The organism is Anaeromyxobacter dehalogenans 2CP-1 (genome assembly GCF_000022145.1).
Classification (GTDB): domain Bacteria; phylum Myxococcota; class Myxococcia; order Myxococcales; family Anaeromyxobacteraceae; genus Anaeromyxobacter; species Anaeromyxobacter dehalogenans.
Genome location: NC_011891.1, coordinates 3,179,736 through 3,194,701, shown reverse-complemented (window position 1 = coordinate 3,194,701; position 14,966 = coordinate 3,179,736). Strand labels below are relative to the sequence as shown.

The following is a 14,966-nucleotide window of genomic DNA, read 5'->3' as shown; positions in this document are numbered from 1 at the left end:
GCAGGGCGAGCGGAGCGAGCCGCCGGGCGCCGGCGCGCGCGCGGCGCAGCCGCCCGCGGCGGCGCAGGGGACCGGCGAGCAGGGCGGGGCGGGGCGCAGCGCCGCTCTAGGCGTCCGCCTCGGCGTCGGCGGTCGTCCGCACGTCGCGGCGCCGGCCGGGGTGGACGCGCATCCCCGCCTCGTGGGCGCGGACGGCGTCGCGCCCGGCGCGCTTCGCCGCGTACAGCGCGGCGTCGGCGGCGTCGATGAGCGCGCCCAGGTCCCGGGCGTCGTCGGGCCACACCGCCACGCCCACCGAGATGGTCACGCGGCCGCGCTCCGAGGCGTCGTGCGGGAGGGCCGCGGCCTCCACCGCCTGCCGCAGCTTCTCGGCCGCGAGCAGCGCCGCCGCGCGGTCGGCGCGCGGGAAGATCACCGCGAACTCCTCGCCGCCGTAGCGGGCCACCAGGTCCACCTTGCGCACCGCCCCCGCGAGCAGCTCCGCGACGCGGCGAAGGATGCCATCGCCGGCCGCGTGCCCGAACGCCTCGTTGAACTGCTTGAAGCGGTCCACGTCCACCAGGGCCAGCGCCATGGTGTGGTCGAACCGCTCGCAGCGCTCCCGCTCCATGTCGAGTCGCGCGAACAGGCTGCGCCGGTTGTGGACGCCGGTGAGCGCGTCGCTTTGCGAGAGCCGGACCATCTTCTGGTGCAGCCGGGCGTTCTCGATGGCGAGCGCGGCCTGGCCCGCGACCGACTCGAGCAGCCGGACCTCGTCGGGCGGGAACGCGTCGGTGGCGGGCCGGAAGAACGCGAGCACGCCGGCGCAGTCCTCGCGGTGGATCATGGGGACGGCCAGGATCGAGCCCTGCGCCTCGCCCTGCCAGGCCAGCACCGGCCGGCGCGGGTCGGCGCCGGTGTCCTTCACGAGGACGGTCGCGCGCTCGCGCACCGCCCAGCCGGCCGGGCCCTCGCCCGCCCGGATGCGGACGCCGTTCGCGGACTCGGGCAGCCCGGACACGCTCCGGACCACCAGGTCGCCGGTGCCCTCCTCGGCGAGGAGCAGCGCGAACGCGTGGTCGCCGAGCCCCCGGCCCACCAGCTCGGTCAGCGTCGCCACCAGCCGGTCCAGCTCGAGCGTGCCGCCGAGCCGGCGCGCCAGGTCGAACAGGAGCGTCAGCTCCTTCACGCGCGCCTCCAGCTGCGCCGTGAGGACGCGCTCGCGCTCGTCCTCGATGCGCCGGGCGTGCAGATCGGTGAGCGCCGCCAGGGTGGTGTTGAACGTCTCCGCCACCATCCCCAGCTCGTCCGGCCCCTCCACCGGCAGGCGGTAGAGATAGTCGCCCTCGCGCACGTGGCGCAGGCCGGCGGCCAGCCGCTGGAGCGGCTGCTCGATCACCCAGCGCATGGCCAGCGCGAACGTCACCCCCATCAGCGCGCCGAACAGCAGGATCGCGATCACCGCGATGCCGTAGACCGGCTCGAGGTCGGGCGCGGCGAAGCGGGTCCGGTGCCGCAGCCAGAGCACGAGGGCCAGCGTGAACGCCAGCGAGGGGAGCCCCACCGCGACGAGCAGCTTGCGGCCGAGGGAGCGTCGGATCGAGCGGAGCATGGGCAGGACCGGCAAGCGTAGTGCCCGCGCGGGAGGCGATCAAGGACCCCCTCACCCCCGGCCCGGCGCCCTCTGGTATGAGAGCGGGATGGACCTCGTGCGCTCGGCGCTCCTGGCGGCCTGGCCGCACGGCTTCACCACCCGCGCCGGCGGCGGCTCCCCACCGCCCTGGGACGCGCTGAACCTGGGCGGCGCGGTGGGCGACGATCCGGCGCGCGTGGCCGAGAACTGGCGGCGGCTCGAGGCGGCCACCGGGCTCGGCTTCGCCCGCGTCCGGCAGGTCCACGGCGCGCGGGTGGTGCGGCTCGACGCTCCGTGCGCGCCGGAGGACGAGGCGGACGCGGTGGTGTCGCTCCGCGCCGGCGTGGCCGCCTGCGTCTCGGTGGCCGACTGCGTGCCGGTGCTGCTGGCGGACCCGGACGGCGGGGCCGTGGCCGCGGTGCACGCCGGCTGGCGCGGCACGCTCGCCGGCGCCGCGCGGGAGGGGGTGCGGGCGCTGTGCCGGGAAGCCGGGGCGCGCCCGGAGCGGCTGCTCGCCGCCATCGGCCCGTCCATCGGCCCCTGCTGCTACGAGGTCTCGCCGGAGCTGGCCGCGCGCTTCGCCGCCGCGCTCGGGCCGGGCGTGGTCCGCGACGGGCCGGCCCCGCGCCTCGACCTCTGGGAGGCGAACCGGACCGTACTGCTCGAGGCCGGGGTGCGCCCCGAGCACGTCGAGCGGCTGGACCGCTGCACCGCCTGCGAGCCGGGGCGGTTCTTCTCGCACCGGCGCGACGCCGGGCGCACGGGTCGGCAGATCGCCTTCATCGCCCCACCCGGCCCGATGCCGGGGTCGGCCCCCCTTCCTTGACGGGGCGGCGGAGTCACCTAGAATTTCCCGGATCTTGAGACCCTTCGTGCGAGAGGCCTCGGCGGCCTTGCTGCTCGTCGCCGGCTGCGCCGGCGGCGCCGTCTCGCGCGAGGACGTGGACGGGCTCCGCGGCGAGCTGCGCGCGCTCCGGCGCGAGAACGAGGAGCTGTCCCGGCGCGTCGAGGCGCTCTCCGGCCAGGTGGACGCGCTGGCCGCCCGCGCCCGCGCGGCCCCGGCGCGCCCGGTCTCGGCCCCGGTGCCCCCGCGCGCTGCGCCCGAGCCGCGTCCGGTCGGCCCCGAGATCTCGGGCTTCGTGTCCGCGGCGCCGGTGGTGCCGCCGGATCTCCAGGTGGTGAAGCTCGCGCCGCCGCGCGCCGCCGCGGCGCGCTCGGCCCGCGCGGCGCCGCCGGTGCCCACCGCCGTCCGCATCGCCGAGCCGGATCCCGGGCGCCTCGACGCGCTCGCCGCGCCGGGCGGTCGCGGGATCGCGGCGGAGGCCGACGGGGAGCTGCGCGCGGCGCGCCGGAAGGGCGGCCTGGACCGGGCGCACGCGCTCGAGGACTTCACCGCGCGCTACCCGCGGCACCCCGCCGCCGACAACGCGCTGCTCGAGTCGGCGGAGGCGTACGCCGCGGCCGGACGCGGCGAGGCCGCGTGCGCGCTGGTGCGGCGGACCGCCGACGAGTATCCGGCCGGCGACGCCATGAGCGCCGCCCTGGAGCGGCTCGCCGCGTGCGCCGCCCGGCTCGGCCACGCCGACGAGGAGCGCACCCTGCTCCAGCGGCTCGTCAGCGATTACCCGGGGACCCCGGCCGCGCAGCGCGCCGGCGGACGCCTCGGCCAACCCTCCGCGCGGGCGGGCGATGCGTCGCCGGCCGCCGCGGCCACAAGGAGCGCTCCATGATCCGCAAGCACGTCGTCGCCCTGCTGGCCCTCGTCCCGGCCGCCGCGCTCGCCCAGGCCGGCGCGCTCGGCGCGGCCCGCGGCGCCCAGGCCACCTCGGACCAGGGGAACGCGCGCGTGGAGCAGGCCATCGACGCCGCCACCGGCGCGACCGCCGCGCCGGCCGACGCGCCGCCCGCCGGCGATGCCGTGCCGATCGCGGCCGAGGCCGAGGGCACCCCGCCCATCGAGCTCGGCGCGGCGCCCGAGGCGGTCCCTGCCGCCGGCGGCGCCGGCACCCCGGAGACGTACACGGTCCGCGAGGGCGACACGCTCTGGGACATCTCCGGGCGCTTCCTCTCCAACCCGTGGTACTGGCCCAAGATCTGGTCCTACAACCCGGAGATCACGAACCCGCACTGGATCTTCCCGGGCAACCTGCTGCGCTTCTACCCGTTCGCCGACGAGGCGCCCGCGCGCGTCGAGGCGGTGGCCGGCGTGGACGAGGTGGAGGAGGAGCCCGCGCCGGTGCGCGAGCTGGAGGACTTCTCCCGCGCCGACATGAACGCCCCGGCCTCGGCCGAGGAGCAGGACGCGGTGGCGGTCTCCGGCCCCTACAAGATCGGCTTCGTCCCCGCGAAGCAGCGCTACGCGCTGCACGAGAGCTTCGTGACGCCGCGCGAGCTGGACGAGTCCGGCGCCATCGAGGCCGCGTTCGAGGAGAAGCTCATGCTCTCCGCGCTCGACCGCGGCTACGCGCACTTCAAGCGCGCGGCCGGCGTGAAGCCCGGCGAGACGTACGTGGTCTACAAGACCGAGCGGCCGATCCGGCACCCGATCACGAAGGAGCTGTTCGGCTACCAGACCCGCATCCTCGGCTCGGCCAAGGTGGTGGCGGTGGACGACAAGGCCGCCACGCTGGTGATCGCGACCGCGAACGACGCCATCGAGCGCGGCGCGCTGCTCGCCCCCTGGACCGACAAGGTGTTCCGCCCGGTGAACCCGCGCGCCAACCAGCGCGCCCTGCAGGGCGTGATCATCGCCTCCCCGGTGTCGGTCGTGACCCAGTTCGCCGAGCACCAGGTGGTGTTCGTGGACCGCGGCAGCGCCGACGGCGTCCAGACCGGCAACAGCCTCAAGGTGGTCCGTTCGGGCGACCTGTACGGCCTGGAGCCCAACGCGGTCCCGAACGACCCGGCCCTCCCCCAGGAGGACGTGGGCGACCTGCTGGTCATCGACGCGCGCGAGCACGCCTCGGCCGCGCTGGTGACGCGCAGCCGCGTCGAGCTGCTCGTGGGCGACCGCTTCGAGATGCGGACCGCGCGCGGGCTTCCCCAGTAGGCGGCCCGGCGGGCGAGGCCGTGCGGCGGCCGGGCGGGCGGGGGATTGCCCCGTCTTCCCGGGGCGTTTCCGTGCACGCCCCATGCATGCGTCACTGGCGCCTCGCTTGACGCTGTGGGACCCCGCGGGTATATGGCCCGCCTTCACCGCCTCGAACCGCGGTAATCCCTTGTCCCTCGACGCGCGCACCCTCCGGCCCGGAGACGGCCACTATCCTGAGCGCCTGGCGCGCCTCGCGGAGGCGCCGGGGCAGCTCCGCGTGCGCGGCGAGCTGGGGACGGCGGCCTGCAGCGTCGCGCTGGTCGGCGCCCGGGCGACGGACGAGTACGGCGAGCTGCTGGCCCGCGACCTGGCGGCCGGGCTGGCGCGTGCAGGGGTCTCCGTGGTCTCCGGCGGCGCCGTGGGGGTGGACGCCGCGGCCCACCGCGGCGCGCTCGAGGCCGGGGGCCACACGGTCGCGGTGCTGGGCACCGGCGTGGACGTGGTGTACCCGCGCCAGCACCGCGCGCTGTTCGAGGGCATCCTCGAGACGGGCGGCGCGCTCGTGTCCGAGCTGCCCGACGGGAGCCCCGGGCTTCCGCGCCACTTCCCGGCCCGCAACCGGATCATCGCGGCGCTGGCCGACGCGGTGGTGGTGGTGCGGGCGCGCCCCGGGAGCGGCTCGCTCATCACCGCCTCCTGGGCCCGCGCGCAGGGCGTGAAGGTGTTCGCGGTGCCGGGCGACGTGCGCGACGCGCTGTCGGCGGGGCCGCTCGCGCTGCTGCGCGAGGGCGCCGGGGTGGCGTCGAGCGCGGCGGACGTGCTGGCGGGGCTGGGCCTCGCGGCCGCCGCGCCGGTCCAGGCGCCGCTGCCGGCGCTCGACGACCGGGGCACGGCGCTGCTCCGGGCGCTGGGCCGGCGGCCGCGCCACGCCGACGAGCTCGCCCGCGAGGCGGGCATCCCGGTGGGAGCCGCGCTGGCGGGGCTCCTGACGCTCGAGCTGGAAGGTCTGTGCGAGCAGCGGCCGGGCCATTACTTTCTGCGCCGCAGTCGAGAGGGGATCTAGAGGATGGCGAGAGAGCCGAAGACGGGCGCGGTCGCGGTCAAGAAGAAGAAGGCCGCGGCGGCCCCGAAGGAAGCGACGGCCGTCGCCGAGGCGGAAGCCCCGAAGACCCCCCGCCGCCCAGCGCGGAAGACCTCCACCGGGACCAGCCTGGTGGTGGTGGAGTCGCCCGCGAAGGCGAAGACCATCAAGAAGTACCTGGGGCGGTCGTTCGACGTGAAGGCGTCGGTCGGTCACGTGAAGGATCTGCCCAAGTCGAAGATCGGCGTGGACGTCGAGAAGGGCTTCCTCCCCGAGTACGACGTCATCAAGGGGAAGGCGAAGGTCCTCTCGGAGATCAAGCGCGCGGCGCGGACCGCCGACCACGTCTTCCTCGCGACCGACCCCGATCGCGAGGGCGAGGCCATCGCCTGGCACATCTCCGAGGAGCTCGGCGCCGAGGGCGGCGACGCCCGGGTGCGCCGGGTGCTCTTCAACGAGATCACCAAGACGGCCATCCAGAAGGCCATCGAGAAGCCGCTCGACCTCGACCGCAAGAAGTTCGACTCGCAGCAGGCCCGCCGGATCCTCGATCGCCTGGTCGGCTACCAGATCAGCCCCATCCTCTGGAAGAAGGTCCGCCGCGGCCTGTCCGCCGGCCGGGTGCAGTCGGTGGCGGTGCGGCTGGTGGTGGAGCGCGAGCGCGAGATCGAGGCGTTCGTGCCGGTGGAGTACTGGTCGCTCGACGCCGACCTCGCCGCGCGCGTCCCGCCCGACTTCCGCGCCAAGATCTTCAAGGTGGACGGCCAGAAGGCCGACCTGAAGCAGGGCGAGGAGACCCAGGCGCTGGTGAAGGACCTGGAGGGCGCGCGCTACCTGGTCGCGTCGGTGGACCGCAAGGAGCGCAAGCGCAACCCGCCGCCGCCCTTCACCACCGCGAAGCTGCAGCAGGAGGCGGCGAACCGCCTCGGCTTCAGCCCGAAGAAGACCATGACGCTCGCGCAGAAGCTCTACGAGGGCGTCGAGCTCGGCGACGAGGGGGCCATCGGCCTCATCACGTACATGCGCACCGACTCGGTGCGGCTCGCCACCGAGGCGGTGGACGCGGTGCGCGCCCACATCCAGCAGGCGTACGGGACGGACCACCTGCCGGAGCAGGCCAACGTCTACAAGACGAAGGCGAAGGCCGCCCAGGAGGCGCACGAGGCGGTGCGCCCCACCTCGATGGACTGGACGCCGGACCGCGTGGCGCCGTTCTTCGACCAGATGGGCGAGCGCGACATGTACCGGCTCTACGAGCTCATCTGGAACCGGTTCGTGGCGTGCCAGATGGTGCCGGCGATCTACGACCAGACCTCGGCCGACATCGCCGCCGGCCGCGCGGTGTTCCGGGCCACCGGGTCGATCCTCAAGTTCCCCGGCTACCTCGCCGTCTACGGGGCGAAGCCGCCCGAGGAGGAGGCCGGGGCCGAGGAGGAGAAGACGAACGGCGACGCCGCCGAGCCGGTGGCCCGCGCCGAGGACCGCCAGCTCCCGCCGCTCGAGGCCGGGATGGAGCTGCGCCTGCTGAAGCTGCTGCCCGAGCAGCACTTCACGCAGCCGCCGCCGCGGTTCAACGAGTCGTCGCTGGTGAAGGAGATGGAGGAGCGCGGCATCGGCCGGCCCTCCACGTACGCGGCCATCCTCGACACGATCCAGGAGAAGGGCTACGTCGAGAAGCTCGAGAAGCAGTTCAAGCCGACCCACCTCGGCGTCCTGGTGACCGACGAGCTGGTGCGGGCGTTCCCGCGCGAGATGGACATCGCGTTCACCGCCGGGATGGAGGAGAAGCTCGACGGCATCGAGGAGGGCGCCGCCGGCTGGCAGCAGGTGCTGGAGGAGTTCTACTCGAAGTTCAAGGAGGACCTCGCCAAGGCGGACGAGGCCATGCGCAACGTGAAGGCGCAGGCCATCGAGACCGACATCACCTGCGAGAAGTGCGGCCAGCACAAGATGGTCATCAAGTGGGGCCGCAACGGCGAGTTCCTCGCCTGCCCCGGGTACCCGGAGTGCCGGAACACCATGAACTTCCGGCGCGAGGACGGGAACATCGTCCCGGAGAAGGAGGAGGACGTTCCGGTCGAGGACAAGTGCCCGGAGTGCGGCGCGGACATGGTGATGAAGCGCGGCCGCTTCGGCCGGTTCCTCGCCTGCACGCGCTACCCGGACTGCAAGGGCACCAAGCCCGTCTCGATCGGCGTGACCTGCCCGAAGGGCTGCGGCGGCTACATCAGCGAGAAGCGCTCCCGCCGCGGCAAGACGTTCTACGGCTGCTCGTCGTATCCCAAGTGCGACTTCGTGGCCTGGGACCGCCCGCGCAACGAGACCTGCCCGCAGTGCGGCAGCGCCTACCTGCTGGACAAGTACTCGAAGAAGACCGGCCCGTTCGTCGCGTGCCCGAACAAGGAGTGCGGCTACCGGCGCGAGGCCGAGCCGCGCGAGGGCGGCGCGGAGGCGGCCCGGGCGGAGCCGGTCAAGGCGTAGCGATCCGCGACCGCCGCGGACAGGCGAAGGCCGGCGCCGGGGCTCCCCGGGCCGGCCTTCGTCGCGCCCGGGACACGGGCTACATCGTGGGCGGCTCGCCCTGGAGCGCGAACTGCGCCCGCTCCCGGCGCTGCGCGCACTCGGTGCAGAGCACCGCGTACGGGAGGGCGGCGAGGCGGCGCGGGTCGATGTCCTGCTCGCAGTCGCGGCAGATGCCGTACTCCCCGGCGTCGATGCGCGCGATGGCCGCGTCGATCTGGACCAGCTCGCGGCGCTGGTTCTCGCCGAGGCGCGCGAGCGTGTACTGCTCGTGCTCGGCCTGCGCACCCTCCTCGAACTCCGGGTCGCGATCGGCCGACCGCAGCGCGTCGAGCTCGGCGCTGGCCCGGCGCGAGGTCTCGAGGAGCGTGCCGCGCCGGCGGAGCAGCTGGGCTCGCAGGGGCCCGAGGTCGTTGTCGCTCACGTTGCGTTCCTTTCGCAGCGGCGATAGATGGAGCGCGCCCGGCCCGGCCATCCCCTCCGTCGCCGCCTCGTCCCGGGCCGTGCGCGCTCCCTCGTGACGTTGCGCACCCTGCGGGCGCGCGGCCAGGACGGTCGCCCGGACGAGGCGACGGAGAGCGCCTGCAGGGCGGGCGACCGGCCGGGGCGGACGGAGACGGAAAGGGGCGCATGGGCGACACGCGGGTGACCGTGATCGGGGGAGGGCTGGCGGGGACCGAGGCGGCGTGGCAGCTCGCGCGCGCTGGCGTCGCCGTCGAGCTCGTGGAGATGAAGCCCGAGCGCCGCTCGCCGGCGCACGTCCTGCCCGGCCTCGCCGAGCTGGTCTGCTCCAACTCGCTCCGGTCCGACAACCCGCTCAACGCGGTCGGCCTGCTCCACGAGGAGCTGCGCCGCCTCGGCAGCCTCGTGCTCGGCTGCGCCGACGAGACGCGCGTGCCGGCCGGTGACGCGCTCGCGGTCGACCGCGAGCGGTTCAGCGAGGCGGTCACCGCGCGGCTCACGGGTCACGCCGGCGTGCGGATCGTCCACCGCGAGTTGGAGGAGCTGCCGCCGCCGCCCGCGCTGGCGGTGATCGCCACCGGGCCGCTCACCGCCGACGCGCTCGCGGCGCGCCTCGCCGAGACCACCGGCGGGCGCCTGCACTTCTACGACGCCATCGCGCCCATCGTGGCGGCGGAGTCGATCGACCGGAGCATCGCGTACGCGCGCTCCCGCTACGGCAAGGGGAGCGGCGACGACTACCTGAACCTGCCGCTCGACGAGGCGCAGTACCACGCGTTCGTGGAGGCGCTGCTCCAGGGCGAGAAGGTCGCTGCGCACGGGTTCGAGGAGCCGCGCTACTTCGAGGGCTGCCTGCCGATCGAGGTCATGGCGGAGCGCGGGCTGGAGGTCCTCGCCCATGGCCCGCTGAAGCCGGTGGGGCTCGAGGACCCGCGCACCGGGCGCCGGCCGCACGCCGTGGTGCAGCTCCGCCGCGAGGACGTGGACGGCACCGCCTGGAACCTGGTCGGTTTCCAGACCCGCCTCACCTGGCCGGAGCAGCGCCGGATCTTCCGCGCCTTCCTCCCCGGCCTCGCGAACGCCGAGTTCGTCCGGCTCGGCCAGATCCACCGCAACACGTTCGTGGACGCCCCGCGCGTCCTCGCGCCGGACCTGTCGGTTCGCGCCGCCCCGCACCTGTTCCTGGCCGGGCAGATCACCGGGGTGGAAGGGTACGTGGAGTCGGCCGCCTGCGGGCTGATGGCGGCGCGGGCGGTGCTGGACCGGCTGGCGGGGCGCGCCTTCCGGCCGCCCCCGCCGGCGACCGCCCTCGGCGCCCTCCATCGACATCTCACCGGCGAGGCGCATCCGCCGGGGTACGATTACCAGCCGAGCAACGTGGTCTTCGCGCTGTTCCCTCCGCTCACCGGGCGCCACCGCGGCAAGGCCGGCCGCAAGGAGGCCCACGTGGAGCGGGCGCGCAAGGAGCTGGCACCGTGGATCGACTCCGCCCCGCCCACCGCCGTCCCCGCGGCTCCCGCCGCGGGCTGACCCGCGCCGCCGCGCTGGCGCTCGCGCTCGCCGCCGCCGGCTGCCCCGCGAAGCAGGAGCCGGGCGCCGCCGCCGGGAGCGCCGCGGGGCGCGCCGTGCTGCGCGGTCCGGTGCGCGCCGTGAAGGCGTCGGCGGACGGCGCCTGGCTGGCGGTGCTCGAGGGCTGCAACGAGGCGCGCGGGCAGTTCCTGCCGCCACGCACCGCGAGCTGCGACGTGCGGCTCGTGCCGAGCGCGGGCGGTGACGCGCGCCGGGTGGCCGGGGCGGTCACCACGCTCCCGCACGGCCTGCTCTGGAGCCCGGCGGGCGCCACGCTCGCGGCGCTGGGCGAGTACGACTACCCGACCGCGCGGGGCACGCTGGTGGTGGTGCGGGCGGGCGGCGCGCCGCGAACGCTCGGGACGGCGGTGTCGTTCGCGGGCTTCGCGCCCGGGACCGAGGACCTGCTGTTCGTCGCCGACGGCCGGCTGCTCGTGTCGCGCGGCGGCGGCGAGCCCGAGCCGGTGGCGGGCCTGGACCGGGTGGGCTCGCTCGAGCCGGGGCCGGGCTGGTCCGGCGGAGAGGGGCCCGCCCTGCTGGTGCGCCAGGGCGCGTCGGCGGGCGCGGCGCTGTCGGTGGTCGGGGCCGACGGGCGGGCCCGCCGCGTGGCGGAGCGGAGCGGCGACTACGCGATCGCGCCGGGCGGCGCGTACGCGTACACCGTGCAGGACGGGGGCGGCTACGCGCTCCACCTGGCCGGACCGCGCCAGGCGGTGCTCGGCAAGGAGGTGCAGGCGTTCGCGTTCTCGCGCGACGGCCGCGCCCTCGCGTTCCTGGCGGACGCGACCCCCGGGAAGCAGGGCGACCTGCACCTGGCGCTGGTGGCGAAGCCCGGCGACGCGGTGCTCGCGCGCGAGGTGGGCGAGCTGTGCTGGGCGCAGCGGGCGCCGCGGCTCGCCTGGCTGGAGCGGTTCGACGCCCGGGTCCGCTCCGGCACCGCCGGCGCAGGCGGGCTCGACCTGCCGTCGCGCACCTACGGCGCGAACGTGACCGACCTCGAGCTCTCCGCCGACGGCAAGCGCCTCGCGTTCCTTCAGCACACCACGCGCGGCGGCTACTCGGTGGACCTGATGCTGGCGCAGCTCGATGCGCCGCCCGGTACGGCCGCCGTCCAGGTGGCGCAGGGCGCGTTCGGGTTCTCCTTCTCGCCGGACGCGCGGTGGCTCTACTACCGGACCCGCTGCGTCCGGAACGGCGAGGGCTGCGACGTCGAGCGCGTGCCGGCCGAGGGGCTCGCCCCCGGCGCGAAGCCGGAGCGGGTGGCGGACGGAGCCAAGAGCTTCGAGTACGACCCGCGCGATCCCGGGCGGCTGCTCGTCACCTGGCAGCGCATGGACCGCGACGCGCTCGACGTCGGGGTCTGGAAGGACGGCAAGCTGACGCGGGTCGACACCTACGTGCTGCCCGGCTCCGCCCAGCTCCTCGGCCCGGACTCGCGCCGCCTCGTCTACGCCGTGCTCCACGAGAAGCGCCAGGGCGCCTACGTGGCCGAGCTGCCGCGCTAGCGCGGGGCCGGCGGCGCCAGGAACTGTCGCCCGGGCCGGCGCGGTGGTACGCGATCCCCGATGACGCCCGACGCGTCCGCGCTGCCGCCCGAGGTGCCGGAGGAGATCCGGCGCTTCGACGCGTACCTCGCCTCGGAGAAGCGGGCCTCGCCGCACACGCGCAAGGCGTACCAGGTGGACCTGGCCCAGTACGCGGCCTACCTCGCCGACCAGGGCCAGCCGCTCGTGCCGTCCTCGCCCGCGCTGGTGCGCGGCTTCCTGGCGCGCCAGGCCGGGGCCGCCGGGGCGGTGAGCCTCGGCCGCAAGCTCTCCGCGCTCCGCTCGCTGTACCGCTTCCTGGTGCGCGAGGGGCTCGCGCCCGGGAACCCGGCCCGCGCCGTGGCGAGCCCGAAGCGGCCGAAGCGCCTGCCGGAGGTGCTGCCCGAGGAGGAGGTCGCGGCGCTGGTGGAGACGCCCGACGCCGCCACGGAGGCGCCGCTCGCGCTGCGCGACCGCGCGTTCCTGGAGCTGCTCTACGGGAGCGGGCTGCGCGTCTCGGAGCTGACGGGCCTGGACCTCGAGGACCTCGACCTCGCGGGCGGGCTGGTGCGCGTGCTCGGCAAGCGGAACAAGGAGCGCATCGTGCCGTTCGGCGCACCGGCCGCCGACGCGCTCCGGCGCTACCTCGACGGCGCGCGCCCGGTGCTGGCCGCGGGGCCGGACCACGCCCGCGCCGGGGACGCGGTGTTCCTGAACTTCCGCGGGGGCCGGCTCACCAGCCGCTCGGTGGCGCGCCGGCTGGACGGCTGGGTGCTCGCCTCCGGCCTGCCGCGCCACGTGCACCCGCACGTGCTGCGCCACTGCTTCGCGACGCACCTGCTCGGCAACGGCGCCGACCTGCGCGGCATCCAGGAGCTGCTCGGGCACGCGTCGCTCTCCACCACGCAGCGGTACACGCACCTCGACTGGAAGCGGCTCGCGGCGGTCTACGACGCGGCCCACCCGCGCGCGCGGGCCGGGGCGGCGGGCGGCGCGGGCGCCGGCGGACCCGGAGGCGACGTGCCCGGCGCGGCGCCCGGCCGCAGCGCCCGCGGCGGCCGCGGCCCGCGCTGACGCTCGGCGCGGGGCGGGCCGCCGTGAATCGTTGCCCCCCGGGCGCGGCCGCGCTACCTCTCGGGCATGCGCCCCATGCACGGAACGACCGTCCTCTGCGTGCGCCGAGAGGGCAGGGTGGTGATCGCCGGCGACGGCCAGGTCACCCTGGACAAGACCGTCATGAAGGCCACTGCCCGCAAGGTGCGGCGGCTGGGCGAGGGCCAGGTGGTGGCGGGGTTCGCCGGCGCGACCGCCGACGCGTTCCAGCTCTTCGAGCTGTTCGAGAAGAAGCTGAAGGAGCACGCGCGCTCGCTCCCGCGGGCCGCGGTGGAGCTCGCGAAGCAGTGGCGCACCGACCGGATGCTGCGCCGGCTCGAGGCGCTGCTGCTGGTGGCCGACCGCGAGCACCTGCTGGTGCTGTCCGGCGCCGGTGACGTCATCGAGCCGGATCCGGTGGCGAACGGCGCGGCCGCGGCGATCGGGTCCGGGGGCCCCTACGCGCTGGCCGCGGCGCGGGCGCTGCTCGCCCACTCGGCGCTGGACGCCCGCCAGGTGGCCGAGGAGGCCATGAAGCTCGCCGCCGAGATCTGCATCTACACGAATGGCAACCTCACCATCGAGGAGCTGTGATGGCGCCGAGCCCGAAGCCGCAGGACCTCACCCCGCGGGAGATCGTGGCGGAGCTGGACCGCTACGTGGTCGGCCAGGCGCAGGCGAAGCGCGCGGTCGCGATCGCGCTGCGCAACCGCTGGCGCCGGCAGCGCGTCGGGCCCGAGCTGCGCGACGAGATCCTGCCCAAGAACATCGTCATGATCGGCCCCACCGGCGTGGGGAAGACCGAGATCGCGCGCCGGCTGGCACGGCTCGCCGGCGCGCCGTTCGTCAAGGTCGAGGCGTCCAAGTTCACCGAGGTCGGCTACGTGGGCCGCGACGTGGACTCGATGATCCGCGACCTGGTCGAGGCGGCGGTCAAGCTCGTGAAGGAGGAGGAGATCGCGAAGCTGCGCGAGCGCGCGCGCGAGGCGGCCGAGGAGAAGGTCCTCGACGCGCTCGGCTTCGGCTCCGGCTTCGGCCTCGGCTTCCGGAACCCGTTCGGCGGCCGCGGCGCGCAGCCCGACGAGCCGCAGGCCGCGCCCGCCTCGCACCCGGCCGGCTCCGCCGCCGGCGCCCGCGAGAAGGCGCGCGCCCAGCTCCGCGCCGGCACGCTCGACGACGACCTGGTGGAGGTGGAGCTCTCGGAGCGCGCCATGCCGGTGATGCCGTTCATGGGGCCGGGCATGGAGGACATGGCGCAGGGCCTCCAGGACATGGTCCAGAACCTGGGCAACAACCCGCTGCTCGGGATGCTGGGCGGCGGCGGCCGGAAGCGGAAGCGCAAGGTGAACGTGAAGGAGGCGCTCGAGCTGCTCACCGACGAGGAGGCCGCGCGGATGGTGGACATGGAGCGCGTGACGCGCGAGGCGCTCGACCGCGCGCAGAACGCCGGGATCGTGTTCATCGACGAGATCGACAAGATCGCGGGCGGCGACGGCGGCGGCGTGCGCGGGCCCGACGTCTCGCGGGGCGGCGTGCAACGCGATCTCCTGCCCATCGTCGAGGGCTCCAACGTCAACACCAAGTACGGCGTGGTGAAGACCGACCACATGCTGTTCGTGGCCGCCGGCGCCTTCCACGTGGCCAAGGTCTCCGACCTCATCCCGGAGCTGCAGGGGCGCTTCCCCATCCGCGTGGAGCTGGAGCCGCTCACGCGCGAGGACCTGGTGCGCATCCTCAAGGAGCCGCGCAACAGCCTGGTGCGGCAGTACACCGCGCTGCTCGCGACCGAGGGCGTGGACGTGCAGATCCGCGACGAGGCCGTGGACGAGATCGCGCGCATCGCCGCCGAGGTGAACGAGCGCATGGAGAACATCGGCGCGCGCCGCCTCCACACCGTGATGGAGCGGCTGCTCGACCAGCTCTCGTTCGAGGGCTCGGAGCTGCGCGGGCAGCGGATCGTGGTGGACGCGGCCTACGTGCGCGACCGCCTCCAGGGCATCGCGCAGGACGAGGACCTGTCGCGCTACATCCTGTGAGGCGCACGCCCGGGCGCGCCCGACCGGGCGCTCGCGGATC

At 75.4% G+C, this 14,966-nt stretch carries 12 protein-coding genes; 10 read left to right on the top strand and 2 right to left on the bottom strand.

Annotated elements, in window-relative coordinates:
• Positions 1–106: 106 nt before the first annotated feature.
• Positions 107–1,591, bottom strand: coding sequence for a diguanylate cyclase (locus A2CP1_RS14575; RefSeq protein ID WP_012526802.1), 1,485 nt, complete (start codon positions 1,589–1,591; stop codon positions 107–109).
• An 88-nt stretch (positions 1,592–1,679) separates the two neighbouring features.
• Here A2CP1_RS14575 and pgeF point away from each other — a divergent pair, with 88 nt between their 5' ends.
• From pgeF to topA, 5 genes are all read left to right on the top strand, one after another.
• Entirely contained in the window at positions 1,680–2,438 is a 759-nt protein-coding gene (gene pgeF / locus A2CP1_RS14570; RefSeq protein ID WP_012633974.1) for a peptidoglycan editing factor PgeF, read from the top strand.
• Positions 2,439–2,472: 34 nt separating this feature from the next.
• Positions 2,473–3,342 carry a tetratricopeptide repeat protein gene (locus A2CP1_RS14565; protein ID WP_245529786.1) on the top strand — a complete coding sequence of 290 codons (870 nt, stop codon included), beginning with the start codon at positions 2,473–2,475 and terminating at the stop codon, positions 3,340–3,342.
• A complete protein-coding gene (locus A2CP1_RS14560) occupies positions 3,339–4,661 on the top strand; it encodes a LysM peptidoglycan-binding domain-containing protein (RefSeq protein ID WP_012633972.1) in 1,323 nt (440 codons plus the stop codon). Before A2CP1_RS14565 ends, A2CP1_RS14560 begins: the two co-directional genes overlap by 4 nt.
• Positions 4,662–4,830: 169 nt before the next feature.
• Entirely contained in the window at positions 4,831–5,706 is an 876-nt protein-coding gene (dprA, locus tag A2CP1_RS14555) for a DNA-processing protein DprA (RefSeq protein ID WP_168165124.1), read from the top strand.
• A 3-nt stretch (positions 5,707–5,709) separates the two neighbouring features.
• A complete protein-coding gene (gene topA / locus A2CP1_RS14550) occupies positions 5,710–8,205 on the top strand; it encodes a type I DNA topoisomerase (protein WP_012633970.1) in 2,496 nt (831 codons plus the stop codon).
• 79 nt (positions 8,206–8,284) lie between these two features.
• Here topA and A2CP1_RS14545 read toward each other — a convergent pair whose 3' ends face one another.
• Entirely contained in the window at positions 8,285–8,668 is a 384-nt protein-coding gene (locus A2CP1_RS14545; RefSeq protein WP_232288217.1) for a TraR/DksA family transcriptional regulator, read from the bottom strand.
• A gap of 206 nt (positions 8,669–8,874) precedes the next feature.
• Here A2CP1_RS14545 and trmFO point away from each other — a divergent pair, with 206 nt between their 5' ends.
• From trmFO to hslU, 5 genes are all read left to right on the top strand, one after another.
• Positions 8,875–10,236: a methylenetetrahydrofolate--tRNA-(uracil(54)-C(5))-methyltransferase (FADH(2)-oxidizing) TrmFO gene (gene trmFO / locus A2CP1_RS14540; RefSeq protein ID WP_012633969.1), complete on the top strand. Its 1,362-nt coding sequence runs from the start codon at positions 8,875–8,877 to the stop codon at positions 10,234–10,236.
• Entirely contained in the window at positions 10,182–11,780 is a 1,599-nt protein-coding gene (locus A2CP1_RS14535; RefSeq protein WP_012633968.1) for a TolB-like translocation protein, read from the top strand. The genes trmFO and A2CP1_RS14535 overlap by 55 nt, the downstream gene beginning before the upstream one ends.
• Positions 11,781–11,840: 60 nt before the next feature.
• Positions 11,841–12,872, top strand: a complete 1,032-nt coding sequence (xerC, locus tag A2CP1_RS14530; protein WP_012633967.1) for a tyrosine recombinase XerC — start codon at positions 11,841–11,843, stop codon at positions 12,870–12,872.
• Positions 12,873–12,938: 66 nt separating this feature from the next.
• Complete coding sequence (gene hslV, locus A2CP1_RS14525; protein ID WP_012526792.1) at positions 12,939–13,484, top strand: ATP-dependent protease subunit HslV; 546 nt, start codon at positions 12,939–12,941, stop codon at positions 13,482–13,484.
• Positions 13,484–14,926 (top strand): ATP-dependent protease ATPase subunit HslU, encoded by a 1,443-nt coding sequence (hslU, locus tag A2CP1_RS14520; RefSeq protein WP_012633966.1) that lies wholly within the window; start codon positions 13,484–13,486, stop codon positions 14,924–14,926. Before hslV ends, hslU begins: the two co-directional genes overlap by 1 nt.
• The last annotated feature ends 40 nt before the right edge of the window (positions 14,927–14,966 follow it).

Bases quoted from the DNA above. Each gene is read 5' to 3' on its own strand.
- trmFO (WP_012633969.1), top strand. From the start codon at position 8,875: ATGGGCGACACGCGGGTGACCGTGATCGGGGGAGGGCTGGCGGGGACC.
- A2CP1_RS14575 (WP_012526802.1), bottom strand. From the start codon at position 1,591: ATGCTCCGCTCGATCCGACGCTCCCTCGGCCGCAAGCTGCTCGTCGCG.
- xerC (WP_012633967.1), top strand. From the start codon at position 11,841: ATGACGCCCGACGCGTCCGCGCTGCCGCCCGAGGTGCCGGAGGAGATC.
- pgeF (WP_012633974.1), top strand. From the start codon at position 1,680: ATGGACCTCGTGCGCTCGGCGCTCCTGGCGGCCTGGCCGCACGGCTTC.
- hslV (WP_012526792.1), top strand. From the start codon at position 12,939: ATGCGCCCCATGCACGGAACGACCGTCCTCTGCGTGCGCCGAGAGGGC.
- A2CP1_RS14560 (WP_012633972.1), top strand. From the start codon at position 3,339: ATGATCCGCAAGCACGTCGTCGCCCTGCTGGCCCTCGTCCCGGCCGCC.
- topA (WP_012633970.1), top strand. From the start codon at position 5,710: ATGGCGAGAGAGCCGAAGACGGGCGCGGTCGCGGTCAAGAAGAAGAAG.
- hslU (WP_012633966.1), top strand. From the start codon at position 13,484: ATGGCGCCGAGCCCGAAGCCGCAGGACCTCACCCCGCGGGAGATCGTG.